The following is a 24,936-nucleotide window of genomic DNA, read 5'->3' on the forward strand; positions in this document are numbered from 1 at the left end:
CGGACGGTGGATGAGCAAAAGCTTGCGGTGTAGCGCGGCGACTCAGGAGGCAAGCATGGCGGTACTGAATATCAACGGACGCAAGGTGAAGGTCGATGCCGATCCGGACATGCCGCTGCTATGGGTGCTGCGCTGCGATCTCGGCATGACCGGCACCAAGTTCGGCTGCGGCGTGGGCATCTGCGGCGCGTGCACGATCAATCTCGACGATGCCGCGTGCTTCGCGTGCCAGACGTTGATGTCGAGCCTGCATACGCAGAAGATCACGACGATCGAGGGTTTGCAGGGACGCGAGGCGCAGGCGCTGAAGGCCGCGTGGATCCAACTCGACGTGGTGCAGTGCGGCTATTGCCAGAGCGCGCAATTGATGGCGGCTTGCGCGTTGCTGAAGCACAAGCCCGATCCGACCGATGCCGACATCGACGAGGCGATGACGCCGGTGGTGTGCCGTTGCGGCACGTATACGCGGGTACGGGCGGCGATACATCAGGCGGCGGCGAAAGTGCGGAACAGCTAGCCGCTCTTTCGGTCCGCCGCCCGCCCAACTCAATTCGCCAACATTTCGACCACCGCAACCACCGCGGTGAAGATACCGATGCATCCGCCCAACGTGACTACACCCTGCATGAATGGCGACATACGAGACTCCGTAGCGTGAAGTGGTGTCACGTATTTAACCGAAAGTGAAAGCAAAAAGAAAGATTTTCAAAAATAAATCGTAAGACGGCCGATCAAGGCGCTTTCGCAGTTGCGGCCGTCGACGCTCCCGACTTCGCGGACGGCTTGGCCGCGACAGGTGTTGCCTTCAGTTGCGGCCGCGTTTCACCCGGCGTGCTTTGCCCGCCAACTTCCCACCCGCCGCCCAGCGACAGGAACAGATTGACCTGATCGATCGCCACCTGGCCCTCCGCCGCCGCGAGCTGCGACTTCGTGGCCGTCAGCGTGCGCGTCGCGTCGAGATCGGAGATGTACGACTCGCGCCCGGCGCGATATAGCCGATGCGTTTCATCCGCCGATTGCGCCGCCGACTTCAGCGCCGCGCGCAGCGATTCGGCGCGCGCGTAATCGGACGCGTAGGTCGCGAGGTTGGTCTCGGTTTCGCGCAGCGCGGTGAGCACCACGCCGTCGAACTTCGCGAGCGCGACCTGGCTCGACGCTTCGGCTTCGTGGACCCGTTGGCGCGCGCCATTGGCCGGGAAGGTCCAGCTGATCAGCGGACCGAAGGCCCAACGCGCCGTCGGCGAGGTGGGAATGTCTTCCAGAATGCCGGTGAAGCCCGCCGACGCGCCAATGCTGATGCTCGGATAGAGCGCCCCGGTCGCGACGCCGATGCGCGCCGTCGACGCCGCAAGCTGACGCTCGGCTTCGTGCACGTCCGGGCGTCGCCGCAGCAGCCCGGCGCCGTCGCCGATCGGAATCGGCTGGTGGATTTGCGGCAGCCGGTCGCAGGCGAGCACGGCCGGCGGCAATTGCGACGGCGCCTCGGCGAGCAGCATCGCGAGCCGGTATTGTGCGATCTTGCGGCGCGCGGTGTAGCGCGGAATGTCGGCCGTCAGAGTCTCGACCTGAGTCTGGCCGCTCGTGACGGCGGTCTGGTTTCCGCGTCCCGCGTCGCGCAGACGGCGCGACACGTCCACGCGCTCCTTCTGTAGCGCGAGCGATTGCTGCGCGACGCGCAGCTCCTCGGCCGCCGAGCATTGTTCGACGTACGAGCGCACCACGTCCGCGACGACAGTGATGCGCGCAAGGTCGCCCGCGGCTTCCACGGCCTCGGTGTCCGCCGCCGCCGCTTCGACGCCGCGGCGCAGCTTGCCGAACAGGTCGATTTCGTACGAGACGTTGATGCCCATGTCACCCAGGTTGGCGACCGGCAGTTTCTCGAAGAGCAGGTATTGCTCGGCCGATTCCTGCGCGCGCTGGATCGCCACCGACGCGTTGCCCGAAAAACCGCCCTGCGCTTGCGCTATGCCCAGCGCCTCGCGCGAGCGCGCGAGATTCGCGGTCGCGACGCGCAGGTCGGTATTCGATTTCAACGCCTGGTCGACCAGACCGTTCAGCACCGGATCGTCGTACAGCTTCCACCAGACGGTCGGCAGATTGAGGGTTGACGTCAGGTTGGGATCGGCGCCCTCGATCGCGCCGTTCGCGAGCGGGGCATTGACGAGCGCCTGTTTCGGCAGCGTGTAGTTCGGCCCGACGTTGATGCAGCCGTTCAGCGCGACGGTGAGCGGCAATAACGGCAGCAGTGGCAGCAGTGGCAGCAGCGGCAAGCGCGGCGCCAGCGAGGACAAGGTACGCACGAACTTCATTGCGACGCGCCCGACGGTGCGGTGCCCGACCCAGCGGACCCGGACGCCACCGACGAACCCGGCGCCACCGGCGCAGCCGAAGCGGCGACCGTGCCAGATGCGCCACCCGTGCCCGACACGGCTCGTCTCCTGAGCGGCGACAGGTCACGCACCGACACCGTCGCGGTACGCCCCGCGATCAGGCGGAAATCAGCGGGCACTTCATCGAGCGCGACCCGCACCGGAATGCGCTGCGCGAGCCGCACCCAGCTGAACGCCGGGTTCACGTTCGGCAGCAGATTGGCGCTTTGCGTGCGGTCGCGGTCTTCGATACCGGCGACGATGCTCTGCACGTGCCCGCGCAGCGGCTTCGGCTCGCCCATCACGATGATGTCGACCGGCTGGCCGATGTCGATGCCGCGCAGCTTGGTTTCCTCGAAGTAGCCGTCGACGCGGAACGAATGCATGTCGACCACCGCGACCACCGCGCGACCGGCCGCGACGAATTCGCCGACGCGCGGCGCGCGGTCGTTCAGATAGCCGTCTACCGGGCTTTTGATCGTCGAGCGCTCGAGGTTCAGCTTCGCGGTGTCGATCGCGACGTTCGCGTCGGCGAGCGCGGCTTCGCCCGCCTCGACGCGCGAGCGGCTTTCTTCGAGTACTTCGGCGGCGACGAGGTTGCCGAGCTGACGATTGCGCGCGTATTCGCGGCGCGCCTGATCGAGCGTCGCGCGGCGCTGCTGCGCCGTTGCCTCGGCCTGACGCAATGCGAGCGTGTAGCGCGCCTGATCGATCCTGAACAGCACCTGGCCTTGCTTGACCTGCTGGTTGTCCGTGACCTCGACCGACGAAATCAGTCCCGACACGTCGGGCGCGACCTGGATCACGTCGGCGCGTACGCGCCCGTCGCGGGTCCACGGCGCGAACATGTAGTAGTTGACGAGTTTCCATAGCACGAATGCTGCGACCACTACGACGATCAGGGTCAGCAGGATCTGACCGACGGAGAACCAGGTTTTTTTCACGTTATTAGTCTGTGCGAAACGACGACGACAAGGCCCAGCACCAGCACATAGACGCCGAGATCGAAGATGGAGCGATGCCAGACGAAGCGGTAAAAGCCGGTGTAATCGAGCGCGGTGCGAATGCCGAGGTTGATCAGATACGCGATCAACATCAGCACCAGCACGGACGGTACGAACACGCCGAAGATATCGATTTCACCGATCATCGCGGGAACTGGGAAAAGGGAGGGCGGGATGGGCAGGCGGGCGCAAGCAGGGGCGCAAGAATGGGTGCATCACGCAGCGGCCTCCGGTTCGGTCGGCGTTGGTTTCGTGAGGGTCGCCGGAAACAGCGAAAGACGCAAGCCGACCAGCGCGTGCAGCGCATCGCGCAACTGACGCGCCGAGGTCTGCGAGGTCTCGGTCGGCGCCGCGGCATTGGCGAGCCCCTGCGCGGTGACGCGCGCGACGGCCACGTCGATCAACGACATCAGGCTGTCCGGCACCGGCTCGCGGTGGCGTCGATCGATGCAGCTCTCGTAGTATGTACGCACTCCATCGAGAACATGGTCGATCGCGCCGGCCGCTTCGCCGCCGAGCTTGCGGGTGAGGCGGCGCAGGTCCAGCGCATTGAACCCGATGCGCAGATCGCGGAAGCTCTCGATCGACGGATGGCGGTAATCGTCGGTAGCCGCGAGGCGCGGGATCAATTGCATCAGCCGGTCGAGCATGCGCGCGGCGAGATTGCGCGGATCTTCGATCGGCCGCGTCGACGCGCTCAGCGCGACGTCGGCCCAGCTGGAGCGCAACAGGCGCGCCGCGGCCAGCTCGGCGCCGAATGGGCGCGTTGCGCGGGTCCACAGGTATGCATAGAGCAGGCCGGAGAGGCCCGCGAGGTTGGCGTTCAGGAACGTCAGGAAGTTCGCGTCGTACGCGTCCTGAATGCTGATGAAGGTGGCCGTGTTCACCGCGACCAGCACCGTCACCATGTTGAACTGCGGGCGAGGAATCAGCGTGCCGACCAGAATGAACGGCGCGGCGAACAGGATCACCAGCATCGCGAAGTCGTGCACCTGCGGCAGCACGACGAACAGATAGAGACCCGCGGCCACGACGGCGACGCCAGTCGCGAGGAAGAAGCGGAACACGAACGGCGCGGGTTCGTCGAGCGCGGCGAAGAAGCAGCAGGCGACCGCCGCGAGCGTGACCGCGCTCGCGCCGTCGTTCCAGCCCGAGCCGATCCACAGCGCGCACGCGAGCACCACAGCCGCGGCCGCCGACACGGTCGCGAACAGCATCATGCCGCGATCGTAGAAGCGCTCGGTGCCGCCGAGTCGCCAGTGACGGAAATGCGGCCGCCACGAACCTTCCTCGCGCGTGATGATGATGCGCAGCGAGCGGCAGTCTTGCCACACGTCGATCACTTGCGCGAGGCGCCATAGTGCATTCGACAGCAGCGCGGCGTCCCAATGCGCGAGCGCGGCGGCGGGCGGGTGCATCGCGGCGATGCGCGCGCGCAGCGCGTTGGCGGTCTCGTCCGCGTGATGGCCCTCGCTCGGCGCGGGCAGCGGTTGGTTGAACCACTTGATGACGTCGTCGATCAGCGTCTGAAGTCCTTCGGGCCAGTGTTGCGGGCCGTTGTTGTAGAGCGCGAGCAGCGGATCGGCGAGCGACGACATGATCGGCAGCAGCAGTTGCATGCGGCCACGTAGTTCATGCGCGCGCGCGAGGACGTCGGGCCGCGTGTGATCGTAGGCGAGCTGGCTCAGCAGCAGTTCGAGACCGTTGATCGTGCTCGCGAGTCGTTGCCGAGCGCCGGAAATCGCCGAGCTTGCGATGCGGCCCGACAGCGTTTCGGTCGCGTAGAACGCGGCGTCGCGAAACCATGCGTCGGTGCGCTCGATGATGGTCGGCGCGAGGCGGCTCGGAAACACTGCGCTACCGACGATGCTCGCGCAGACGATGCCGAGAATGATCTCCTCGGTCCGGCTCACGGCGAGATCGAAGACGCCGGTCGGATTCGTCACCGACGGCAGCGCGATGATCGGCATCGTATAGGCGGCCAGCATGAACACGTAGCTGCGCGCGGTGCGGTCCGACACCGCGAGGTAGAGCATCGTGCCGGTCCACGTCGCGACGATCACGCTGAACAGGTACGGCGATTCGACGAACGGCGGCACCAGCAGCACCGCGCCCGACGCGCCGAGCGCAGTGCCCAGCGCACGATAGATCGCCTTCGAGCGGGTCGCGCCGACGAACGGGTTCGACACGATGTAGACGGTCGCCATCGCCCAGTACGGCCGCGGCAGTTGGAACGCGAGGCCGATGTAAAGCGCGAGCATGGCCGCGGCGAACGTTTTGACGGAAAACAGCCAGTCGCGGAGAGTGGGATAGACCATAAACCGTTACGCGGAATCGGCGTTGTGCGGCGCGGTGGCTCGCGCGCCGCTCTTGGTGGACTTGCGCGCCTTGGCGGTGCTGCGTGATTTGCCGGCCGTTTTGGCAGCGCTTTTGCCGCTCGTCCGTTTGACCTTGCTGGCAAGCGCCTCGCCTTTGGCGGGCTCGCGCTTCGCCGACGAGGTGCGCTTCGTCGCCTCGTGCCTGACCGGTTCCGGGCGCACGGGCTGCGCGCGTTCGTGACGCGTGTCGCGCTCGACGCTTCCCGGTTCGGCGCGTCCGGCGGCATCGGCCGTGAATGCGCCGAGCACGCGCAGGGCGGCTTCGAGATCGCCGCGCGATACGCCTTTGAGCGCCTGCGCGCGCAACGTGACCAGTTCCTCTTCCATCTTCGCGGTGACGGCGCGGCCTTCGTCGGTCAGTACGACGGTCTTCGCGCGCCGGTCTTCGGGATCTTCGTCGCGGCGCATCAGGCCGGCCGCGCACAACTGGTCGAGCAGCCGCACGAGGGACGGCCCCTCGATGCCGATGTGATCAGCGAGCGTGACCTGACGCACCGCCGAGCCGAGCCGGCTCGCGGTCAGAAGCGGCGTCGCGCACGCTTCGGATACGTTGAAGGCCGCGAGCACACCATGACTCGTGCGCCGCCACTTTCTGGCGGCGACGACCAGCGTGCTGCTGACGGTGCGGCGCAGGGCATCGAGATTCGACATGGCCGGTATTGTATTTCCAAAATATTCGTTAGCAAACTATTGAATTGGAAATCGTGGCCGAACCGGAGGAGTCTGCGGCGCGAATGCGACAGCGGCATTAAATCGGTGGCCAGGAGGTGGGCTTACAGAATCGTTGGGTGTGCGGTGCGCCGCGTTTTAATGGGCATTTTGATGCAAGTGGTCTACTTGATTCACTTGAGCTTGATTCACGCGAGCAGCCCGATCCGCACCGTGCGCGCCAGATCGTCGAGCTGAAACGGCTTGCGCAGGATCGTGCAATGCTTGACTGCGAGATCGGCAATGTCGACGTCCGCATAGCCGGTCGCCAGGACCACCGGTAGATCGGCACGAAGCTTGCGCGCCGCGGCGATCACGTCGATGCCGTTCATGCCCGGCATCGCGAAGTCGACCATCAGCAGATCGGGATGATCGTCGACGAGGCGGTCAAGGCCGGCCTGGCCGTCGGCGGCCTCCGTCACCGTGTAGCCGAGCATGCGCAACGATTCAACGAGCATCGCGCGCACTTCGCTGTCGTCCTCGATCACGAGCACGCGCTTGTCGCCGACCGCGTTCGCTTCCGCATCGGACTCCGCTTCGCTGTGCGCGGCCACTCGCTCGCGCATCGGCAGCCAGATCTGCACCGTGGTGCCGGTACCTTCTTCGCTGAAGATGCGCGCGGCGCCGCCCGCCTGCCTCGCGATGCCATACACCTGGCTCAGGCCTAGCCCCGTGCCCTTGCCGATCGGCTTGGTCGTGAAGAACGGATCGAACACGCGCGACACGACGTCTGGCGGAATGCCCTCACCCGTGTCGGCGACTTCGATCACGACGTAGCGGCCATGCTTCAGCGTCTGGTCGGGCGCGTCGCGCAGGGTCACGTGGATGTCGAGGCGCCCGCCGGCCGGCATCGCGTCGCGCGCGTTGATCGCGAGATTGAGCACCGCGAGCTCGAGCTGATTTGCGTCGGCCTGGGTCCACATTTCGGTGCGCTCGAAGTCGTTGTCATAGCGGATGCTCGAGCCGAGCGACACCGCGATGATGTCGCGCATGCCCTGCAGCAGCGCGACCACGTCGATCGCTTTCAGATTCGGGTTGCTGTTGCGCGAGAAAGTCAGCAACTGGCCAGTCAGTTTCGCGCCGCGCTCGGTCGCGCGCTTGACGGTGGCCGCCATGCCGCGCAGGCGTTCGTCGCCGCTCACGCGCGCGATCAGTTCCGCGTTGACCATGATCACGTTCAGCAGATTGTTGAAGTCGTGCGCGATGCCGCCGGTCAGCTGACCGAGCGCCTCCATCTTCTGCGATTGCACGAGCACGGCCTGAACCTTCGCGCGCTCGTGGATCTCGGCCATCAGCCGGTCGTTGGCTGACGCAAGTTCGTGCGTGCGCGCGGCGATGCGGCTTTCCAGCGAATCGTTCAGCTGCTCCAGCGCGTCCTGTGCCTCGATGCGCTCGGCAAGCAGCCTTCGGGATTCATACTGCCGTCCGCGGGCCCGCAACGACGACGCGACCGCGCGCCGCAACGTTTCCGAATTGAGCGGACGTTCGAGCACCACTACGTTGCCGAGCCGTTCGAGCACTTCGAGCCCGCGCGCGGATCGATGGCCGATGCTGCGGGCGGCGAGCAGGATGAACGGGAAGTCGGACCATGCGGGCTGCCGTTCGAGCCACGCATACAGGCTCGAGCCGTGGCCGTTCGCGAGCGCTTCCTCGGTGAGCAGCGCGGTGCCCGCGCCGACGTCGAGCTCGGTGGTGAGCGCGTCGGCGTCGTCGCAGGTCACGCAGGCGCGTGCGTCGTTGTGCAGAGCGGCGGTGATCACTTCGGCGTCGCGGCCGAACGGTGCGAGGATGAGGACACGCTGCTCCATCGCTCACTGTCCTGACGTATCGATCAGATGGTTCGTCGCGCCGAGCATCACGGTGCTGCCGCGATACGAGGGCAGGCCCGACAGCACGCCCTCGAAGTCGCGCAGCGCTTCGCCGACCTCGACGCCTTCGGTGCCGAGGCGGAACTGGCGGATCGTGCGTTCATGATCGTTCGCGCGGCTCTTGACGGCGGTTATTGCCGTCAGCACTTCGCCCTGGTGCTCGAAATAGCGGAACAGCACGACTACGTCGCTCAGATAACTGACGTCGACCTCGGTCTGCACTTCGCCGATGATGCCGTGCTGCCCGAGCACGAGCATCGTGACCACGCCCTGCTGATTCAGATAGCCGAGCAATTCGTGCATGTGCAGCAGCAGGTAGCGCTCGCCGGGCATCGCCTGCAGATAGGCGTTCAGGCTGTCGACCGCGACATAGCGCACGTGCTCGTTTTCGACCGCGTTGCGCACGTCGCTCGACAGCTCGCCCGGCGAGATTTCCGCGGGATCGATCTGGCGCAGCATCAGCAGACCGCTTTCGACGTGCGGGGCGAGATCCATGCCGAGCGTCGCGCAGCGTGTGACCAGCGTGCTGAGCGTTTCGTCGAATACGTAGTACGCGCAACGCTCGCCGCGTTCGAGTGCGGCAAGCAGGCACGACACGACGGTGGTGGTTTTGCCGACCCCCGACGGGCCGATGATCAGCGAATTGGTGCCGGGGACGAGGCCACCGCCGAGCAGCGCGTCGAGGCCGGGCGTGCCGGTGCTCATCGGGCTCGTGCCGAATTCGCTGTGATGCTCGGCGGCGACCAGACGCGGATAGACGCGCAGACCGCCGGTGTTCAGCGTGAAGTCGTGATAGCCCTCGCGGAACTTGATGCCGCGCATCTTCGCGATGCGCAGACGGCGGCGATTGCCGCCGTAATCATGAGCGACGTTTTCGAGGCTGATCACGCCGTGCACGATGCTGTGAAGCTGAATGCCGGAGGCGCTGGCCGACGTGTCGTCGAGCAGCAGCACCGTGCATTCGCGCGTCGAGAAATGGTGCTTGAGCGCGAGAATCTGCCGGCGGTAGCGCAATGGGTTCTCCGCCAGCAGACGCAGTTCGGACAGGCTGTCCAGGACGACGCGCGCCGGCTTCAGTTCGTCGACGTGCTCGATCACGTTGCGCACGCTTTCGCCGAGTTCGACTTCGGCCGGGTGCAGCACGGTCTGTTCGTATTGCGGTTCGAGCCCTTCTTCGGGCAGTTGCTCCAGTATCGTGAAACGGCTCAGATCCCAGCCGTGGCTCACGCCGATCGCGAGCAGTTCAGCACGGGTTTCGGACAGCGCGATATAAAGGCCCGTCTGCCCTTCGTGCAGGCCCTTGAGTAAGAATTGCAACGCGAGGGTGGTTTTACCCGTGCCTGGCACACCCTCCACGAGGTACATGCGGTTCGGCGTAAGACCACCGCCGAGGATGTCGTCGATGCCTTCGATGCCCGACGATATGCGGGCGGGGGTAGGGGCGGCGGTAGTGGTCGACATGATGGTTGAAATGACGTCGGCTGTGGCTTTGATCGAAACGGGCGCGATGTCGCGGCCGGTATGGCGCTACGCAATTTGTGTGCCGTCGTGCATTGCCTGCGTGCTCGGGCCTCGCGCGCACGGGCATGAAGCGTGCTGTTAAAGGTGGCTCGCTGCGAGTTTTTCTTCAGCAGCACTTGGGAAGCTTCACGCACACCATGAAAACCTGTCGACTTTCCGCTATCGCGCTTACCGCGGCATCGCTCGTTGCGCTGCTGCCGGTCAGTGCATCCGCCGACGATAGTCCCAGACCTTGCGGTGCGCTCAAACGGATCGTGGCCGCGGCGCCGGACGGCTTCGCCTCGCTGACACCCGACGACGGCAAAGGCGTTGCGCAACCTTATGGCGATGACGCGCAATGTTCGGCCGCGCATCGAAGTTTCCAGTGCACGTGGACGCCGCATCAGGCGGCGGGCTCGAACGCGGATGCATTGGAAGCGGTCGCGGCAGACGTCGCGTCCTGCTTGCCCGATGCAACGCACGATCAGAATTCGCCGGGACTTCAGCACTTTTATCTCGGCGCGAAGGATCGACGCACCGAAATTACGCTGACGCCCGAGGGGTCCAACCGGTTGCGGCTCGTGGTGACGGGCAGGTAAGCGGCGGTGCCGTTCAGGCGGTGGCGGCGGGCCACCACGACCAGCCGCATCGCGAGTGGCGTAATTCGACGACCGACAGCGGCGCGATCTCGATGCGACAGAACACGGTTGGCGATGCGCCGAGGGCGTGCACGATTGCCGCTCGCAGCAGAGCCGCGTGGGTGATGGCGACGATGGTTCGACTGTGCGCAAAGGCCGCGAAGCTTGCTTCGTTGACGGCATTGCATGAACGCACGTCTGCCTGCTGCGCGTCGAGCCACTCTCCAACCCGCTGCACGAGTTGACCGAACGATTCGCCGCCGGGCGGCGCGGCGTCGGGCTCGCGTGTCCAGGCGGCGAGTTCGCGGGGCGTTTCGTCGGCAATGTCCGCGAGGCGCTGGCCGCGCCATTTGCCATAGTCGATATCCGCCAATGCGTCGGCAGGCGTGGCGCTCAGACCGAGCGCGGCGGCCGTTTCGCGCGCGCTGGCGGCGGGGCTGGTGAACACGGCGGCGTCGGCGGGAAGCGAGAGACGCGCGCGCGCCGCTTCGGCTTCGGCGCGACCGCGCGCGTCGAGCGGATCGTCGGCAGGGAAGCGGCCCGCGCGCTGCGCGGCCGTTGCCGCGTGGCTCACCAGTAATAGTCGCGTATCCATTCTTTGCCTTGGCGCTCCATTCGCACTTGCCTGCGAGGTTTCATCGGTTCGCGGCGAGCGTTGCGAGGTAGCCCTCGCCGTCACGGAAGCCGCAGTTTAGCGCGTAGAATAGCGGCACTGCGAAGCACGGAAGCCGGTGAGAGCCCGGCGCGGTCGCGCCACTGTAATCGGCATTGCAATCCACAAGAGCCGAAAGCCAGACCTGAGCTTCGCACCATTCCTCTGCAATCGACTTTCGGGGCGCGTCACCCCAGGAGATGTCCATCATGACCGAAGCTGTTCTTGATCGCGCCGCGCAACCGGCGGCCCAGCCCACTCCCATTCCTTTGCGCGAACTGCTGCCGTGGGTCGTGTTCGGCGGCTTGCTGCTGTTGCTCGCGCTTTACTTCGTTGGTGCGGAACAGGGCGCGACGTCGCTCGTGCCCGGCATGTACGTGCATGAGTTCGTGCACGACGGCCGTCATCTGCTCGGCTTTCCCTGCCACTAACGGAGTTCGACATGGTAGGTAAATTGTTGGTGCGCGGGATGCTCGCGGGCATCGTCGCGGGCTTGCTCACGTTCGCGTTCGCGCGAATCGTCGGCGAACCACAGGTCGATCAGGCCATTTCATTCGAAGAAAAAGCGGCCGCCGCGCGCGGCGAGGCGCCCGAGCCCGAAATCGTGAGCCGTCAGACGCAGGCTGGCCTCGGCCTGCTGACTGGCGTGGTCACGTATGGCGCGGCATTTGGCGGCCTGTTCTCGCTGGTGTTTGCGTATGCGTATGGACGCGCGGGTACGTTGAGCGTGCGCGCGCTGTCCGCGTGGCTCGCGCTTGGCGCGTTCATCACGCTCGTGATCGTGCCGAATATCAAGTATCCGGCCAATCCGCCGTCGGTCGGTGATCCGGAGACGATCGGCACGCGCACGGGCCTGTTCTTTCTGATGATCGCGATTTCGCTCGCGACGATGGTGTTTTCGCTGAAGGTGCGGCGTCGCGCGGCGGCGAAGCTGGGTGCGTGGAACGGTTCGATCGTCGCGGGGCTCGTGTTCGTCGTGATCATCGCGGCCGTGCAACTGTCGATGCCGGTCATCAATGAAGTGCCGGCCGCGTTCCCGGCTGTGCTGCTGTGGAAGTTCCGCGTCGCGGCGATCGGCATGCAGGTGGTCATGTGGACGACGATCGGGCTGCTGTTTGGCGCGATGGTCGAGCGCAGCGCTTTTATGCGTACGAATGCGCGGGTGACGATGAAGTCCGCCTGATTGTGACGGTGACACGCGGCCGCGCAAGCGGCCATGCTTCGCGCGCAACGCGCGAGAATGGTTTTGGATCAAGCACTTGCCGCGGTTGTGGAGCGGTTATCCACAGCCTTGCAAACATTTTCTGTGGAAAAGCTGCTTAACGGCTTTTCGCAACTCCACTCATCTCTCCCTTTCGCCGCGGCGCTCCGGAGAATTCAATTGGAAGCCTAACTAATTCAGGTTGCACGCGGCGTTGCTCAATTTTTAAGCTCTTCAACTTTTTAAAATAAATTGTGAGAAGGGTATTGACGTGTTGTCGACCGCTCTCCATAATCTCGTTTCTCTGCTGCAGACGCAGCGACGCAAACGAAGCAGTGCCGGGTAGTGGTGGTTCAGGTGGTTCAGGCGCGGCGGGTTTGGCGGACCGATCTTTAAAAACTAACAGTCGATAAGTGTGGGCGCTTGATGCGGAATGCGGCGGCGGATTCTCCGGAGTCTGCTGTCAGGCAGAAGTATCAGAAGCTTCACACAGTATTAGAGGAAGGTTTGTCTGTCGAAAGACGGATCAATCATCGTCAGTACGTTGAGTGAGCGACCGGGTTCGAGAGAGCCCGAACACAGTAACAGGTTTGAACTGAAGAGTTTGATCCTGGCTCAGATTGAACGCTGGCGGCATGCCTTACACATGCAAGTCGAACGGCAGCACGGACTTCGGTCTGGTGGCGAGTGGCGAACGGGTGAGTAATACATCGGAACGTGTCCTGGAGTGGGGGATAGCCCGGCGAAAGCCGGATTAATACCGCATACGCTCGGGAGAGGAAAGCGGGGGATCTTTCGGGACCTCGCGCTCAAGGGGCGGCCGATGGCAGATTAGGTAGTTGGTGGGGTAAAGGCCTACCAAGCCGACGATCTGTAGCTGGTCTGAGAGGACGACCAGCCACACTGGGACTGAGACACGGCCCAGACTCCTACGGGAGGCAGCAGTGGGGAATTTTGGACAATGGGCGCAAGCCTGATCCAGCAATGCCGCGTGTGTGAAGAAGGCCTTCGGGTTGTAAAGCACTTTTGTCCGGAAAGAAAACCTCGTGGCTAATATCCGTGAGGGATGACGGTACCGGAAGAATAAGCACCGGCTAACTACGTGCCAGCAGCCGCGGTAATACGTAGGGTGCGAGCGTTAATCGGAATTACTGGGCGTAAAGCGTGCGCAGGCGGTGCTGTAAGACCGATGTGAAATCCCCGGGCTTAACCTGGGAACTGCATTGGTGACTGCAGCGCTGGAGTATGGCAGAGGGGGGTGGAATTCCACGTGTAGCAGTGAAATGCGTAGAGATGTGGAGGAACACCGATGGCGAAGGCAGCCCCCTGGGCCAATACTGACGCTCATGCACGAAAGCGTGGGGAGCAAACAGGATTAGATACCCTGGTAGTCCACGCCCTAAACGATGTCAACTGGTTGTCGGGCCTTCATTGGCTTGGTAACGTAGCTAACGCGTGAAGTTGACCGCCTGGGGAGTACGGTCGCAAGATTAAAACTCAAAGGAATTGACGGGGACCCGCACAAGCGGTGGATGATGTGGATTAATTCGATGCAACGCGAAAAACCTTACCTACCCTTGACATGTATGGAATCCTGCCGAGAGGCGGGAGTGCCCGAAAGGGAGCCATAACACAGGTGCTGCATGGCTGTCGTCAGCTCGTGTCGTGAGATGTTGGGTTAAGTCCCGCAACGAGCGCAACCCTTGTCCCTAGTTGCTACGCAAGAGCACTCCAGGGAGACTGCCGGTGACAAACCGGAGGAAGGTGGGGATGACGTCAAGTCCTCATGGCCCTTATGGGTAGGGCTTCACACGTCATACAATGGTCGGAACAGAGGGTTGCCAAGCCGCGAGGTGGAGCCAATCCCAGAAAACCGATCGTAGTCCGGATCGCACTCTGCAACTCGGGTGCGTGAAGCTGGAATCGCTAGTAATCGCGGATCAGCATGCCGCGGTGAATACGTTCCCGGGTCTTGTACACACCGCCCGTCACACCATGGGAGTGGGTTTTACCAGAAGTGGCTAGTCTAACCGCAAGGAGGACGGTCACCACGGTAGGATTCATGACTGGGGTGAAGTCGTAACAAGGTAGCCGTATCGGAAGGTGCGGCTGGATCACCTCCTTTCCAGAGCTGTGCATTCATTGCACTCAAGTGCTCACGCTTATCGGCTGTGGTTAGAAGCAACGCAGACAGACTTCAGGGGTCTGTAGCTCAGCCGGTTAGAGCACCGTCTTGATAAGGCGGGGGTCGATGGTTCGAATCCATCCAGACCCACCACGGTCTTGTCTGGTGAGCTGAAGGGCTGGGGCCGCTGGAATATCTGTGGGACTGGGGGATTAGCTCAGCTGGGAGAGCACCTGCTTTGCAAGCAGGGGGTCGTCGGTTCGATCCCGTCATCCTCCACCAATCCTCAATGCGCAGGGTTCTGCATGAAGGCAGAGCGTTGCGCATTGGCGATTGAGCCAGTCAGAGCGGTATGAGGCACAGGCTTCATACCGGCTGCCGTTCTTTAACAATCAGGAAGAAGTAGTAAAGAGATTCACGAAAGGCGCCTGGAGATGGGTGCCGAGTAGGTGAATCAGGGTTGTGATTGTATCGATGTATTTTAAAGGTGATCGAAAGATTGCCTTGGAATACGGCGCAACACGAATACTCAACCTGTAGCGAGTGCGTCTATCCCCTCCGGGGATGGGACCCACGTAAGCGCTAAAGCGCTAACGTGGGTCGACACAGAGACACACCCGTTATAGGGTCAAGCGAACAAGTGCATGTGGTGGATGCCTTGGCGATCACAGGCGATGAAGGACGCGGTAGCCTGCGAAAAGCTCCGGGGAGCTGGCAAACGAGCATTGATCCGGAGATGTCCGAATGGGGAAACCCACTCCTAATGGAGTATCCGTAGCTGAATCCATAGGCTACGTGAAGCGAACGCGGTGAACTGAAACATCTAAGTAACCGCAGGAAAAGAAATCAACCGAGATTCCCAGAGTAGTGGCGAGCGAAATGGGATCAGCCGGTACACGTTATCCGTATTGTTAGTCGAACGCTCTGGAAAGTGCGGCCATAGCAGGTGATAGCCCTGTAGACGAAAACAGCATGGAAGAACTGGGTGTACGAGAAGTAGGGCGGGACACGTGAAATCCTGTCTGAAGATGGGGGGACCATCCTCCAAGGCTAAATACTCGTGATCGACCGATAGTGAACCAGTACCGTGAGGGAAAGGCGAAAAGAACCCCGGGAGGGGAGTGAAACAGATCCTGAAACCGCATGCATACAAACAGTCGGAGCCCCGCTTTAAGCGCTTTCGGCGCATTCATGAAATGAATGCGTCAAAAGACATCAAGTCTGAAACATGACCACTGCGCGCTTGAAGTGGATTTAAGCGCGAGAGCGCTTAAAGCGGGGTGACGGCGTACCTTTTGTATAATGGGTCAGCGACTTACATTCAGTGGCGAGCTTAACCGATTAGGGCAGGCGTAGCGAAAGCGAGTCCGAACAGGGCGTCCAGTCGCTGGGTGTAGACCCGAAACCAGGTGATCTATCCATGGCCAGGTTGAAGGCACGGTAACACGTGCTGGAGGACCGAACCCACTAACGTTGAAAAGTTAGGGGATGAGCTGTGGATAGGGGTGAAAGGCTAAACAAACCTGGAAATAGCTGGTTCTCTCCGAAAACTATTTAGGTAGTGCCTCGTGTGTCACCTTCGGGGGTAGAGCACTGTCATGGTTGTGGGGTCCATTGCGGATTACTACGCCATAGCAAACTCCGAATACCGAAGAGTGCAATCACGGGAGACAGACATCGGGTGCTAACGTCCGGTGTCAAGAGGGAAACAACCCAGACCGCCAGCTAAGGTCCCCAAATATGGCTAAGTGGGAAACGAAGTGGGAAGGCTAAAACAGTCAGGAGGTTGGCTTAGAAGCAGCCACCCTTTAAAGAAAGCGTAATAGCTCACTGATCGAGTCGTCCTGCGCGGAAGATGTAACGGGGCTAAGCCATATACCGAAGCTGCGGATGCACAGTAATGTGCATGGTAGGAGAGCGTTCCGTAAGCCTGCGAAGGTGCACTGGAAAGTGTGCTGGAGGTATCGGAAGTGCGAATGCTGACATGAGTAGCGATAAAGGGGGTGAAAGGCCCCCTCGCCGTAAGCCCAAGGTTTCCTACGCAACGTTCATCGGCGTAGGGTGAGTCGGCCCCTAAGGCGAGGCAGAAATGCGTAGCTGATGGGAAGCAGATTAATATTTCTGCACCATTGTGAAATGCGATGGGGGGACGGATCGCGGAAGGTTGTCCGGGTGTTGGAAGTCCCGGTCCTTGCATTGGAGAAGGCGCTTTGGCAAATCCGGGCGCGCAATTCAAGGGTGCGAGGCGAGTCGCCTAGGCGACGAAGCAACTGGAAGGGGTTCCAGGAAAAGCCTCTAAGCTTCAGTTTCACAGTGACCGTACCGCAAACCGACACAGGTGGGCGAGATGAGTATTCTAAGGCGCTTGAGAGAACTCGGGAGAAGGAACTCGGCAAATTGGTACCGTAACTTCGGGATAAGGTACGCCCTCATAGCCTGACTGGCCTGCGCCAGAAGGGTGAAAGGGTTGCAATAAACTGGTGGCTGCGACTGTTTAATAAAAACACAGCACTCTGCAAACACGAAAGTGGACGTATAGGGTGTGACGCCTGCCCGGTGCCGGAAGATTAAATGATGGGGTGCAAGCTCCTGATTGAAGTCCCGGTAAACGGCGGCCGTAACTATAACGGTCCTAAGGTAGCGAAATTCCTTGTCGGGTAAGTTCCGACCTGCACGAATGGCGTAACGATGGCCACACTGTCTCCTCCCGAGACTCAGCGAAGTTGAAGTGTTTGTGATGATGCAATCTCCCCGCGGCTAGACGGAAAGACCCCATGAACCTTTACTGTAGCTTTGCATTGGACTTTGAACCGGTCTGTGTAGGATAGGTGGGAGGCTATGAAGTTGGGACGCCAGTCTCAATGGAGCCGTCCTTGAAATACCACCCTGATCTGTTTGAGGTTCTAACCTTGGCCCGTGATCCGGGTCGGGGACAGTGCATGGTAGGCAGTTTGACTGGGGCGGTCTCCTCCCAAAGTGTAACGGAGGAGTACGAAGGTACGCTAGGTACGGTCGGAAATCGTGCTGATAGTGCAATGGCATAAGCGTGCTTGACTGTGAGACTGACAAGTCGAACAGGTGCGAAAGCAGGTCATAGTGATCCGGTGGTTCTGTATGGAAGGGCCATCGCTCAACGGATAAAAGGTACTCTGGGGATAACAGGCTGATACCGCCCAAGAGTTCATATCGACGGCGGTGTTTGGCACCTCGATGTCGGCTCATCTCATCCTGGGGCTGTAGCCGGTCCCAAGGGTATGGCTGTTCGCCATTTAAAGAGGTACGTGAGCTGGGTTTAAAACGTCGTGAGACAGTTTGGTCCCTATCTGCCGTGGGCGCTGGATATTTGAAGGGGGCTGCTCCTAGTACGAGAGGACCGGAGTGGACGAACCTCTGGTGTACCGGTTGTCACGCCAGTGGCATCGCCGGGTAGCTATGTTCGGAAGAGATAACCGCTGAAAGCATCTAAGCGGGAAACTCGCCTTAAGATGAGATATCCCCGGGGCTTCGAGCCCCTTGAAGGGTCGTTCAAGACCAGGACGTTGATAGGTCAGGTGTGCACGTACAGTAATGTACTGAGCTAACTGATACTAATTGCCCGTAAGGCTTGATCCTATAACAGGTGTGTCTCGACCCGCGTTAGTGCTTGAGCACTTACGCCGGTCCGATCCCCGAAGGGGATTGGTGTGAACTCCCGCGGGAGCCAACAGAAACGCACGGTTGGGATTCAGTGTTGTGCCAGAAACAACACAACCCCCCCCCACTCGAATCCTTTACGCTTCTTCCCGATTGGCTGTGGCGCAAGCGGTTGACTCCAACCCTGCGACGCAGCAACCCGTCATGCCTGATGACCATAGCGAGTCGGTCCCACCCCTTCCCATCCCGAACAGGACCGTGAAACGACTCCACGCCGATGATAGTGCGGATTGCCCGTGTGAAAGTAGGTAATCGTCAGGCTCCTCCCCAGTCAGAAACCCCACCCGCCGCGGTGGGGTTTCTGCGTTTACGCGGCCGTCATCGGCAGAGATGACGTTTCGGAGACAATCCAGCCGCCACAATTCGACAATACGACGCCGGAAAGTGCGCGCGTCAACTCTCTTTCAATTGTTCGCGCTATGCTCACGTATTCCTTTCGGAAGCGCTGGCATCGAACGACCTATGAAATCAGATCTGGCAATGCAAACTTACGGCGCGGATTCGTCGGGTATGGTCTGCGGTTTCCGGTTTTCGCCGACGCTCGCCGGGCGGCCGATCGACGCGGACGAAGTCATCGACTGGTTCCGCGAGCGCGAGGACGATGCCGGCACTAGCGCGACGGACGCTGGCGAGTTTCTATGGCTTCACTTCAATCTCGCGCATAGCGCGAGCGAGCGCTGGATGCGCACGCAACTCGATCTGCCCGAAACCTTTTTCGACGCCTTGCGCGAAGGCTCGCATTCGACGCGGATCGAGCATGCGGACGGCGCACTGCGCGCGGTCGTCAACGACGTCATGTTCAACCTCGAATTCATCCCGTCAGAAATCGCGACGCTGTGGATCTACGCACATAAGCGGCTCATCGTGACGGCGCGGCTGAAGCCGCTGCGCTCGGTCGACCGTTTGCGCGCGTCGGTGCGCGAAGGTGAAATATTCAGGTCACCTGCCGAACTGCTAGTTCATCTGATGCGCGACCAGGCCGACCTGCTCGTGCAGATTGTCCGCCGAACCAGTGCCGACGTCGATCGAATCGAGGATCGCTTTCTGTCGCAACGGCCGACGCAAAACCGCCTGGACCTCGGCGCGATGCGTCGCACGCTGACACGCCTGCAACGCATGCTGGCACCCGAACCGGGCGCGATTTTCCGCTTGCTGGCGAGGCCGCCTCGCTGGCTTCATGCGGAAGACGTGCAAGATCTGCGTGAATCGACGGAGGAGTTCTCGGTCGTGCTTTCGGACGTAGCGGGATTGATCGAGCGGGTCAGATTGCTGCAGGAAGAAATCACCTCGCGCCTCGAGGAGCAGAACAACCGGACGCTATTTACGCTGACGCTAGTCACGGTGCTGGTGATGCCGATCAATATCGTCGCCGGTTTCTTCGGCATGAACGTCGGTGGCATTCCGCTCGCCGAGAACAAGCATGGCTTCTGGCTGATGGTGGTGCTGGTCGCCGGCTTTACCGGGCTGACAGGCTGGTGGGCGTTTCGCCGCAGAAGGGAGCGCTAGAAGGCGCAGCAGATTTGGCCCGCTTTTTACGAGGCCAAACCGCCGGCGTGATCGAAGCCCGAACATGCCCGTCTTCGAATACGCTTCGCAACGATTCAAAGAGGGCAAGTACTCGTCGATTACTCGAGTGCGTTATTCGAGTGCGGCAGCCGGCCCAAAGAACTCATAACGGCTCTGCGATTCCGGCACGCCGATCGCCTTCAGCCCTTTCTTGATCGCCTTCATGAACGCGACGGGCCCGAGGAAATACACGTCGACATCGCGCGTTTCCGGCAACCACTTCTTCAGATTCGCTTCGTCGACGTAACCGACCGCGTGCGCTTCGGCATCGCCATCACGGCGCTCCTCGTAGCAATAGAAGCGCTTCAGTTGCGGATGGCGTGCGGCCAATGCATCGATTGCGCCGCGGAATGCATGCACGCCACCATGACGGGCCGCGTGAATGAAATGCACCGTACGATTGGTCTTCAGCGCGGCCTGCAGCATCGCCATCGTCGGCGTAATGCCAACACCGCCGCTGATCAGCACCAACGGCTTGCCGCCAGGTTGCAGCGTAAATTCGCCGGACGGCGCGAACAGATCGAGCGAGTCGTTTTCCTTGATCTGCTCGTGCAGATACTTCGACACGGTGCCATTCGGTTCACGCTTCACGCTGATGCGATATTCGCGGCCATCGCTCATTGCGGACAGCGAATAGTTGCGACGCACTTCTTCGCCGCCGATCACCAGACGCACGCCAATGTACTGACCCGGCTGAAACGCGAGCAATTCGCCGCCGTCATCGGGACGCAGATAGAACGACGTGATCTCGTCGCTTTCACGCACTTTGCGCGCGACGCGGAACAACCGCGTGCCGCGCCAGCCGCCGGGCGCTGCTGCGCTTTCGGCGTAGATCTTCTCTTCGAGGCCGATCAGCAGATCGGCGAGTTGTTGATACGCGGCGGCCCACGCTTCGATCACGGCGTCGGTTGCGACGTCCGCGCCGAGTACTTCGCGAATCGCGCGCAGCAGACACTTGCCGACGATCGGATAGTGCTCAGGCTGCACATTCAGCGACACGTGCTTGTTGATGATCTGCGCCACTAGCCCGCCCAACTGCTCGAGCTGATCGATATGGCGCGCATACATCAGCACGCCGTTGGCCAACGCGCGCGGTTGCGCGCCGCTTGCCTGATTGGCTTGATTGAACATCGGGCGCACTTCCGGATGCTCGCTGAGCATCAGATTGTAGAAGTGCGTGGTGAGCGCCTCGCCGCCGCTTTCCAGGAGCGGCACGGTTGCTTTGATGATGGCGCGGTGTTCGGCGGATAGCATGTTTTTAAGTCCTGGTGAGAGTCTGGGTGAGCGTCTGCCTATCAGCGAATGTCACAGCCAGTTTCGGCAGACTGCCTCTGCTATCCACGATTCGTGCCAGGTATAAAATGCATTTAGATCAACGATCTGGCAATTAAGATGGTTCATTCGACCCTAGTCGAAAAGACTCAATCCGCAGTCGATCTGACTACAGGGGCGGTCCTCGATGTTCTTACCCCGCTGATTCTCGACCTGTCGCGCGAGCTGTCCGAGCGCGAGCGTTATCGGCGGCTGCTTAGCGCGCTGCGCTCGCTATTTCCGGGCGACGCGGCGGCTCTGCTACGCCTCGAAGGCGATACGCTGGTGCCGCTCGCCATCGACGGCTTGAGCAGCGATACGCTCGGGCGGCGTTTTCGCGTCGCCGAGCATCCGCGCTTTCAGGAGCTGCTGGCCCAGCCAGGGCCGACGCGCTTCGCCGCCGACTCCGATTTGCCCGATCCCTACGATGGCCTCGTGCAAGGCATGGCGCCCGGGCACCTCGAAGTGCACGACTGTCTGGGGTGCCCGCTGTTCATCCGCGGCGAGCCTTGGGGCTTGCTCACGCTCGACGCACTCGACCCGGCGCGCTTCGACACACTCGACATGGCCTCGCTGCAGGCGTTTCTCGGCCTCGCGGCCGCGACCGTGAGCGTCGTCGAACGCATCGACGCGTTGGCGCGCAATGGCGAGGAGGCGCAGCGCCGCGCGGAAGCGTATCGGCTGGCGAGCAGCGAGAGCCGGCGCGAGCTGATCGGCAGCAGCGACGCGCATCGCCGCATGATCAAGGAGATCGAGGTGGTGGCCGCCAGCGATCTGACCGTGCTCGTCACCGGCGAGACCGGCGTCGGCAAGGAACTTGTCGCCAATGCGATCCACGCGCTGTCGCCGCGCGCGAACAAGCCGCTGATCAGCCTGAACTGCGCGGCGTTGCCCGATACGCTCGTCGAGAGCGAACTGTTCGGGCACGTGCGCGGCGCGTTTTCGGGAGCCTCGGCGGATCGACGCGGCAAGTTCGAACTCGCGGACGGCGGCACCATTTTCCTCGACGAAGTCGGTGAGTTGCCCCTCGCGGTGCAGGCAAAGCTGTTGCGCGTGCTGCAGAACGGCCAGTTGCAGCGCGTCGGCTCGGACCACGAACACAGAGTCGACGTGCGGCTCATCGCCGCAACCAATCGCGACCTCGGAGAAGAAGTGCGCGCGGGCCGCTTTCGCGCCGACCTCTATCATCGCCTCAGCGTGTATCCGCTGCGCGTGCCGCCGTTGCGCGAGCGTGGCCGCGACGTGCTACTGCTGGCGGGCTTCTTCCTCGAAGACAATCGCTCCCGGCTCGGTTTGCTGAGCCTGCGTCTTGCGGTTGACGCACAGGCCGCATTGCTGCACTACTCATGGCCCGGCAATGTGCGCGAACTGGAGCATCTGATCGGACGCAGTGCGCTGAAGGCGTTGGCGGCCAATCGTGAGCGCCGCCGTATTCTGACGTTGACGGCCGCGGACTTCGCGTTGTCGGACGCACAAGATCATGAAGCCAATCAAATCGCCACGCAGAGCGAGGAAAGCGAGACGAAAGACTTTCGCAGCGCGGTCACCGAGTTCGAACGCAATCTCGTTCTCGAAGCGCTGATCCGCAACAGGCAGAACTGGGCCGCGGTCGCGCGCGAGCTTGGGCTGGACCGGGCGAATCTGAATCGGCTGGCTAAACGGCTCGGGCTCAAATGAGCGAACAGGCGCAGGGGTGCCGTCGCGGCCCGGCACTAAGGTCAAGCCACATCGAATCGCCGATCGCGCTGACAACAGATCGTCAGCGCCGCTCGCTGGGCTCAACGTCTTAACGAAAAACAAAGGCCCGCTTCGGAAAATCGAACTTCGCGCAACGCAGCGCGTCGGTCATAGTGGGCCCTAACGAGGACCATCACACTGAATCTGGAGACTCCGTCATGTCCGCTGCCCCAGAGAAACTCGACGATTGGCTCAACAAGCAGGCGGTGGCCGAAGACGACATCACCGCGTTTCCATTGAAGGCGCTTGCCGCCACGCTCGATCGCGAGGAAAGCGGTAACACCGTACCGCCGTTGTGGCACTGGCTGTACTTTCTGCCGGTCACGCCGCTATCCGAAGTCGGTCCCGACGGACATCCGAAGCGTGGCGGTTTTCTGCCGCCCGTGCCACTGCCGCGCCGCATGTGGGCTGGCGGCCGGCTCACGTTTCATGCGCCGCTGAAGATCGGCGAGCATGCGCGGCGCACGTCGACGATCGCCAATATCGAGGACAAGACCGGCCGCTCGGGCCGCCTCGTGTTCGTCACCGTGCAACATACGATCGAAGTCGATGGCGAGTTGAAGCTCGAAGAGGAGCACGACATCGTCTATCGCGACGCGCCGCAGGAGGGCACGCGGCCGCAACAGGCGGCGCCCGCGCCCGAAGACGAAACATGGCGCCGCACGATCGACGCCGATGCCGTGATGCTGTTGCGCTACTCGGCGCTGACTTTCAACGGCCATCGCATTCACTACGACCATCCTTATGTCACGCAGGTCGAAGGCTATCCGGGCCTCGTCGTGCATGGCCCGCTGATCGCGACGCTGCTGGTCGATCTCGTGCGCCGAGAACTGCCGCAAGCGACACTGCAAAGCTTCGCGTTTCGCGCGCTTCGCCCCACGTTCGCGGACCAGCCGTTCACGGTATGCGGCAAGCCCGCCGCCGACGGCAAGACCATCGACCTGTGGGCGAAAGATCACGAAGGTTATCTGACCATGCGCGCGACCGCCGCGCTCGCCTGAATTCCGCGAGACTCGACTATGCAAACCACGCAACACGATTCGTTCCAGGACATTCGCGAGGCCGTGCGCGATCTGTGTCAGCAGTTTTCCGGCGAGTACTTTCGCAAGATCGACGAGGCGCGCGGCTATCCGGAAGAGTTCGTCGACGCGCTGACGAAGGCCGGCTGGCTCGCCGCGCTGATTCCGCAGGACTTCGGCGGCTCGGGGCTCGGGCTCACGGAAGCGTCGGTGATCATGGAGGAGATCAATCGCGCGGGCGGCAACTCGGGCGCGTGCCACGGGCAGATGTACAACATGGGCACGCTGCTGCGGCACGGTTCCGAAGAACAGAAGCGCAGGTATCTGCCGAAGATCGCGAACGGCGACCTGCGTTTGCAATCGATGGGCGTGACCGAACCGACCGCCGGCACCGATACGACGAAGATCAAGACGACCGCAGAGCGGCGCGGTGACCGTTACGTGATCAACGGTCAGAAGGTGTGGATCTCGCGCGTGCAACACTCGGACCTGATGATTCTGCTCGCACGCACCACATCGCTCGCGGACGTAAAGAGGAAATCAGAGGGCATGTCGATCTTCATCGTCGATCTGCGCGAGGCGATCGGTCATGGCCTGACCGTGCAGCCGATTCTGAACATGGTCAATCACGAGACCAACGAGCTCTTTTTCGACAACCTCGAAATTCCGGCCGAGAATCTGATCGGCGAGGAAGGGCAAGGCTTCAAATACATTCTCGATGGCCTGAACGCGGAGCGCACGCTGATCGCCGCGGAATGCATCGGCGACGGTTACTGGTTTGTCGATAAAGTCACCGAATACGCGAAGGAGCGCGTCGTGTTCGGCCGGCCGATCGGACAGAACCAGGGCGTGCAGTTTCCGATCGCGCGCTCGTTCATCAACGTCGAGGCAGCGAGCCTGATGCGCTTCGAAGCGGCACGTCGTTTCGACGCACATCAACCGTGCGGTGCGCAGGCGAATATGGCGAAGCTGCTCGCGGCGGATGCGTCGTGGGAAGCGGCCAATGCGTGCCTGCAATTTCACGGCGGCTTCGGCTTCGCGTGCGAGTACGACGTCGAGCGCAAGTTTCGTGAAACGCGTCTGTATCAAGTCGCGCCGATATCGACCAATCTGATTCTCTCGTACGTGGCCGAGCATATCCTCGGGCTGCCGCGTTCGTTCTGACCC

17 protein-coding genes, 2 tRNA genes and 3 rRNA genes are annotated in these 24,936 nt (G+C 62.0%); 13 read left to right on the forward strand and 9 right to left on the reverse strand.

Features of this window, described 5'->3' with window-relative positions:
• The first annotated feature begins 55 nt into the window (after positions 1–55).
• Positions 56–517, forward strand: a complete 462-nt coding sequence (locus tag OKW29_RS18650; protein ID WP_429292048.1) for a (2Fe-2S)-binding protein — start codon at positions 56–58, stop codon at positions 515–517.
• Positions 518–731: 214 nt separating this feature from the next.
• Here the strand turns inward: OKW29_RS18650 and OKW29_RS18655 are convergent, their stop codons facing one another.
• The 7 genes from OKW29_RS18655 to OKW29_RS18685 form a co-directional block, all read right to left on the reverse strand.
• Positions 732–2,309 (reverse strand): efflux transporter outer membrane subunit, encoded by a 1,578-nt coding sequence (locus tag OKW29_RS18655; RefSeq protein WP_429292049.1) that lies wholly within the window; start codon positions 2,307–2,309, stop codon positions 732–734.
• A complete protein-coding gene (locus OKW29_RS18660) occupies positions 2,306–3,313 on the reverse strand; it encodes an efflux RND transporter periplasmic adaptor subunit (protein ID WP_184036329.1) in 1,008 nt (335 codons plus the stop codon). The genes OKW29_RS18655 and OKW29_RS18660 overlap by 4 nt, the downstream gene beginning before the upstream one ends.
• Complete coding sequence (locus OKW29_RS18665; RefSeq protein WP_090808477.1) at positions 3,310–3,519, reverse strand: DUF1656 domain-containing protein; 210 nt, start codon at positions 3,517–3,519, stop codon at positions 3,310–3,312. Before OKW29_RS18665 ends, OKW29_RS18660 begins: the two co-directional genes overlap by 4 nt.
• A 69-nt stretch (positions 3,520–3,588) precedes the next feature.
• Positions 3,589–5,691, reverse strand: a complete 2,103-nt coding sequence (locus OKW29_RS18670; RefSeq protein ID WP_429292050.1) for an FUSC family protein — start codon at positions 5,689–5,691, stop codon at positions 3,589–3,591.
• 6 nt (positions 5,692–5,697) lie between these two features.
• On the reverse strand, positions 5,698–6,402 hold the full coding sequence (locus OKW29_RS18675; protein ID WP_429292051.1) for a MarR family transcriptional regulator: 705 nt from the start codon (positions 6,400–6,402) through the stop codon (positions 5,698–5,700).
• A 206-nt stretch (positions 6,403–6,608) separates the two neighbouring features.
• Positions 6,609–8,267: an ATP-binding protein gene (locus tag OKW29_RS18680; RefSeq protein WP_429292052.1), complete on the reverse strand. Its 1,659-nt coding sequence runs from the start codon at positions 8,265–8,267 to the stop codon at positions 6,609–6,611.
• Positions 8,268–8,270: 3 nt separating this feature from the next.
• Complete coding sequence (locus OKW29_RS18685) at positions 8,271–9,788, reverse strand: ATPase domain-containing protein (RefSeq protein WP_187631758.1); 1,518 nt, start codon at positions 9,786–9,788, stop codon at positions 8,271–8,273.
• 197 nt (positions 9,789–9,985) lie between these two features.
• On the opposite strand from OKW29_RS18685, the gene OKW29_RS18690 reads away from it, so the two are divergent.
• The gene (locus tag OKW29_RS18690) at positions 9,986–10,426 is read left to right on the forward strand and encodes a hypothetical protein (RefSeq protein WP_429292053.1); all 441 of its coding nucleotides are present in this window, start codon (positions 9,986–9,988) and stop codon (positions 10,424–10,426) included.
• A gap of 13 nt (positions 10,427–10,439) precedes the next feature.
• On the opposite strand, the gene OKW29_RS18695 is transcribed toward OKW29_RS18690, so the two are convergent.
• A complete protein-coding gene (locus tag OKW29_RS18695) occupies positions 10,440–11,060 on the reverse strand; it encodes a histidine phosphatase family protein (protein WP_429292054.1) in 621 nt (206 codons plus the stop codon).
• 266 nt (positions 11,061–11,326) lie between these two features.
• Here OKW29_RS18695 and OKW29_RS18700 point away from each other — a divergent pair, with 266 nt between their 5' ends.
• The 8 genes from OKW29_RS18700 (at position 11,327) to OKW29_RS18735 (ending at position 19,642) form a co-directional block, all read left to right on the forward strand.
• On the forward strand, positions 11,327–11,548 hold the full coding sequence (locus tag OKW29_RS18700) for a CbtB domain-containing protein (RefSeq protein ID WP_184011521.1): 222 nt from the start codon (positions 11,327–11,329) through the stop codon (positions 11,546–11,548).
• 11 nt (positions 11,549–11,559) lie between these two features.
• Positions 11,560–12,300 (forward strand): CbtA family protein, encoded by a 741-nt coding sequence (locus OKW29_RS18705; RefSeq protein WP_184072143.1) that lies wholly within the window; start codon positions 11,560–11,562, stop codon positions 12,298–12,300.
• Positions 12,301–12,910: 610 nt separating this feature from the next.
• Positions 12,911–14,443 (forward strand): 16S ribosomal RNA (locus OKW29_RS18710).
• Positions 14,444–14,519: 76 nt separating this feature from the next.
• Positions 14,520–14,596, forward strand: a tRNA-Ile gene (locus OKW29_RS18715).
• A 53-nt stretch (positions 14,597–14,649) separates the two neighbouring features.
• A tRNA-Ala gene (locus OKW29_RS18720) sits at positions 14,650–14,725 on the forward strand.
• Between the two features lie 344 nt (positions 14,726–15,069).
• Positions 15,070–18,055, forward strand: a 23S ribosomal RNA gene (locus OKW29_RS18725).
• Positions 18,056–18,283: 228 nt separating this feature from the next.
• A 5S ribosomal RNA gene (rrf, locus tag OKW29_RS18730) occupies positions 18,284–18,397 on the forward strand.
• Together the 16S, 23S and 5S rRNA genes with 2 tRNA genes alongside form the textbook arrangement of a ribosomal RNA operon.
• Before the next feature lie 201 nt (positions 18,398–18,598).
• On the forward strand, positions 18,599–19,642 hold the full coding sequence (locus OKW29_RS18735; protein WP_429292055.1) for a transporter: 1,044 nt from the start codon (positions 18,599–18,601) through the stop codon (positions 19,640–19,642).
• 132 nt (positions 19,643–19,774) lie between these two features.
• Here OKW29_RS18735 and hmpA read toward each other — a convergent pair whose 3' ends face one another.
• Positions 19,775–20,956, reverse strand: coding sequence for an NO-inducible flavohemoprotein (gene hmpA, locus OKW29_RS18740; RefSeq protein ID WP_429292056.1), 1,182 nt, complete (start codon positions 20,954–20,956; stop codon positions 19,775–19,777).
• A gap of 138 nt (positions 20,957–21,094) precedes the next feature.
• Here hmpA and norR point away from each other — a divergent pair, with 138 nt between their 5' ends.
• The 3 genes from norR to OKW29_RS18755 all read left to right on the forward strand — a co-directional run bounded on the left by norR (position 21,095) and on the right by OKW29_RS18755 (position 24,933).
• Complete coding sequence (gene norR, locus OKW29_RS18745) at positions 21,095–22,690, forward strand: nitric oxide reductase transcriptional regulator NorR (protein ID WP_429292057.1); 1,596 nt, start codon at positions 21,095–21,097, stop codon at positions 22,688–22,690.
• Positions 22,691–22,908: 218 nt separating this feature from the next.
• A complete protein-coding gene (locus OKW29_RS18750) occupies positions 22,909–23,751 on the forward strand; it encodes an FAS1-like dehydratase domain-containing protein (protein ID WP_429292058.1) in 843 nt (280 codons plus the stop codon).
• Positions 23,752–23,769: 18 nt separating this feature from the next.
• Positions 23,770–24,933 carry an acyl-CoA dehydrogenase family protein gene (locus tag OKW29_RS18755; RefSeq protein ID WP_429292059.1) on the forward strand — a complete coding sequence of 388 codons (1,164 nt, stop codon included), beginning with the start codon at positions 23,770–23,772 and terminating at the stop codon, positions 24,931–24,933.
• The last annotated feature ends 3 nt before the right edge of the window (positions 24,934–24,936 follow it).

It is taken from the genome of Paraburkholderia sp. CI3 (assembly GCF_050436505.1).
GTDB classification, from domain to species: Bacteria; Pseudomonadota; Gammaproteobacteria; order Burkholderiales; family Burkholderiaceae; genus Paraburkholderia; species Paraburkholderia tuberum.

What these genes read in the sequence shown, in the direction of transcription:
- OKW29_RS18650 (WP_429292048.1), top strand. Translation starts at nt 56, where the DNA reads ATGGCGGTACTGAATATCAACGGACGCAAGGTGAAGGTCGATGCCGAT.
- OKW29_RS18655 (WP_429292049.1), bottom strand. Translation starts at nt 2,309, where the DNA reads ATGAAGTTCGTGCGTACCTTGTCCTCGCTGGCGCCGCGCTTGCCGCTG.
- OKW29_RS18665 (WP_090808477.1), bottom strand. Translation starts at nt 3,519, where the DNA reads ATGATCGGTGAAATCGATATCTTCGGCGTGTTCGTACCGTCCGTGCTG.
- OKW29_RS18670 (WP_429292050.1), bottom strand. Translation starts at nt 5,691, where the DNA reads ATGGTCTATCCCACTCTCCGCGACTGGCTGTTTTCCGTCAAAACGTTC.
- OKW29_RS18675 (WP_429292051.1), bottom strand. Translation starts at nt 6,402, where the DNA reads ATGTCGAATCTCGATGCCCTGCGCCGCACCGTCAGCAGCACGCTGGTC.
- OKW29_RS18680 (WP_429292052.1), bottom strand. Translation starts at nt 8,267, where the DNA reads ATGGAGCAGCGTGTCCTCATCCTCGCACCGTTCGGCCGCGACGCCGAA.
- OKW29_RS18685 (WP_187631758.1), bottom strand. Translation starts at nt 9,788, where the DNA reads ATGTCGACCACTACCGCCGCCCCTACCCCCGCCCGCATATCGTCGGGC.
- OKW29_RS18690 (WP_429292053.1), top strand. Translation starts at nt 9,986, where the DNA reads ATGAAAACCTGTCGACTTTCCGCTATCGCGCTTACCGCGGCATCGCTC.
- OKW29_RS18695 (WP_429292054.1), bottom strand. Translation starts at nt 11,060, where the DNA reads ATGGATACGCGACTATTACTGGTGAGCCACGCGGCAACGGCCGCGCAG.
- OKW29_RS18700 (WP_184011521.1), top strand. Translation starts at nt 11,327, where the DNA reads ATGACCGAAGCTGTTCTTGATCGCGCCGCGCAACCGGCGGCCCAGCCC.
- OKW29_RS18705 (WP_184072143.1), top strand. Translation starts at nt 11,560, where the DNA reads ATGGTAGGTAAATTGTTGGTGCGCGGGATGCTCGCGGGCATCGTCGCG.
- OKW29_RS18735 (WP_429292055.1), top strand. Translation starts at nt 18,599, where the DNA reads ATGAAATCAGATCTGGCAATGCAAACTTACGGCGCGGATTCGTCGGGT.
- hmpA (WP_429292056.1), bottom strand. Translation starts at nt 20,956, where the DNA reads ATGCTATCCGCCGAACACCGCGCCATCATCAAAGCAACCGTGCCGCTC.
- norR (WP_429292057.1), top strand. Translation starts at nt 21,095, where the DNA reads ATGGTTCATTCGACCCTAGTCGAAAAGACTCAATCCGCAGTCGATCTG.
- OKW29_RS18750 (WP_429292058.1), top strand. Translation starts at nt 22,909, where the DNA reads ATGTCCGCTGCCCCAGAGAAACTCGACGATTGGCTCAACAAGCAGGCG.
- OKW29_RS18755 (WP_429292059.1), top strand. Translation starts at nt 23,770, where the DNA reads ATGCAAACCACGCAACACGATTCGTTCCAGGACATTCGCGAGGCCGTG.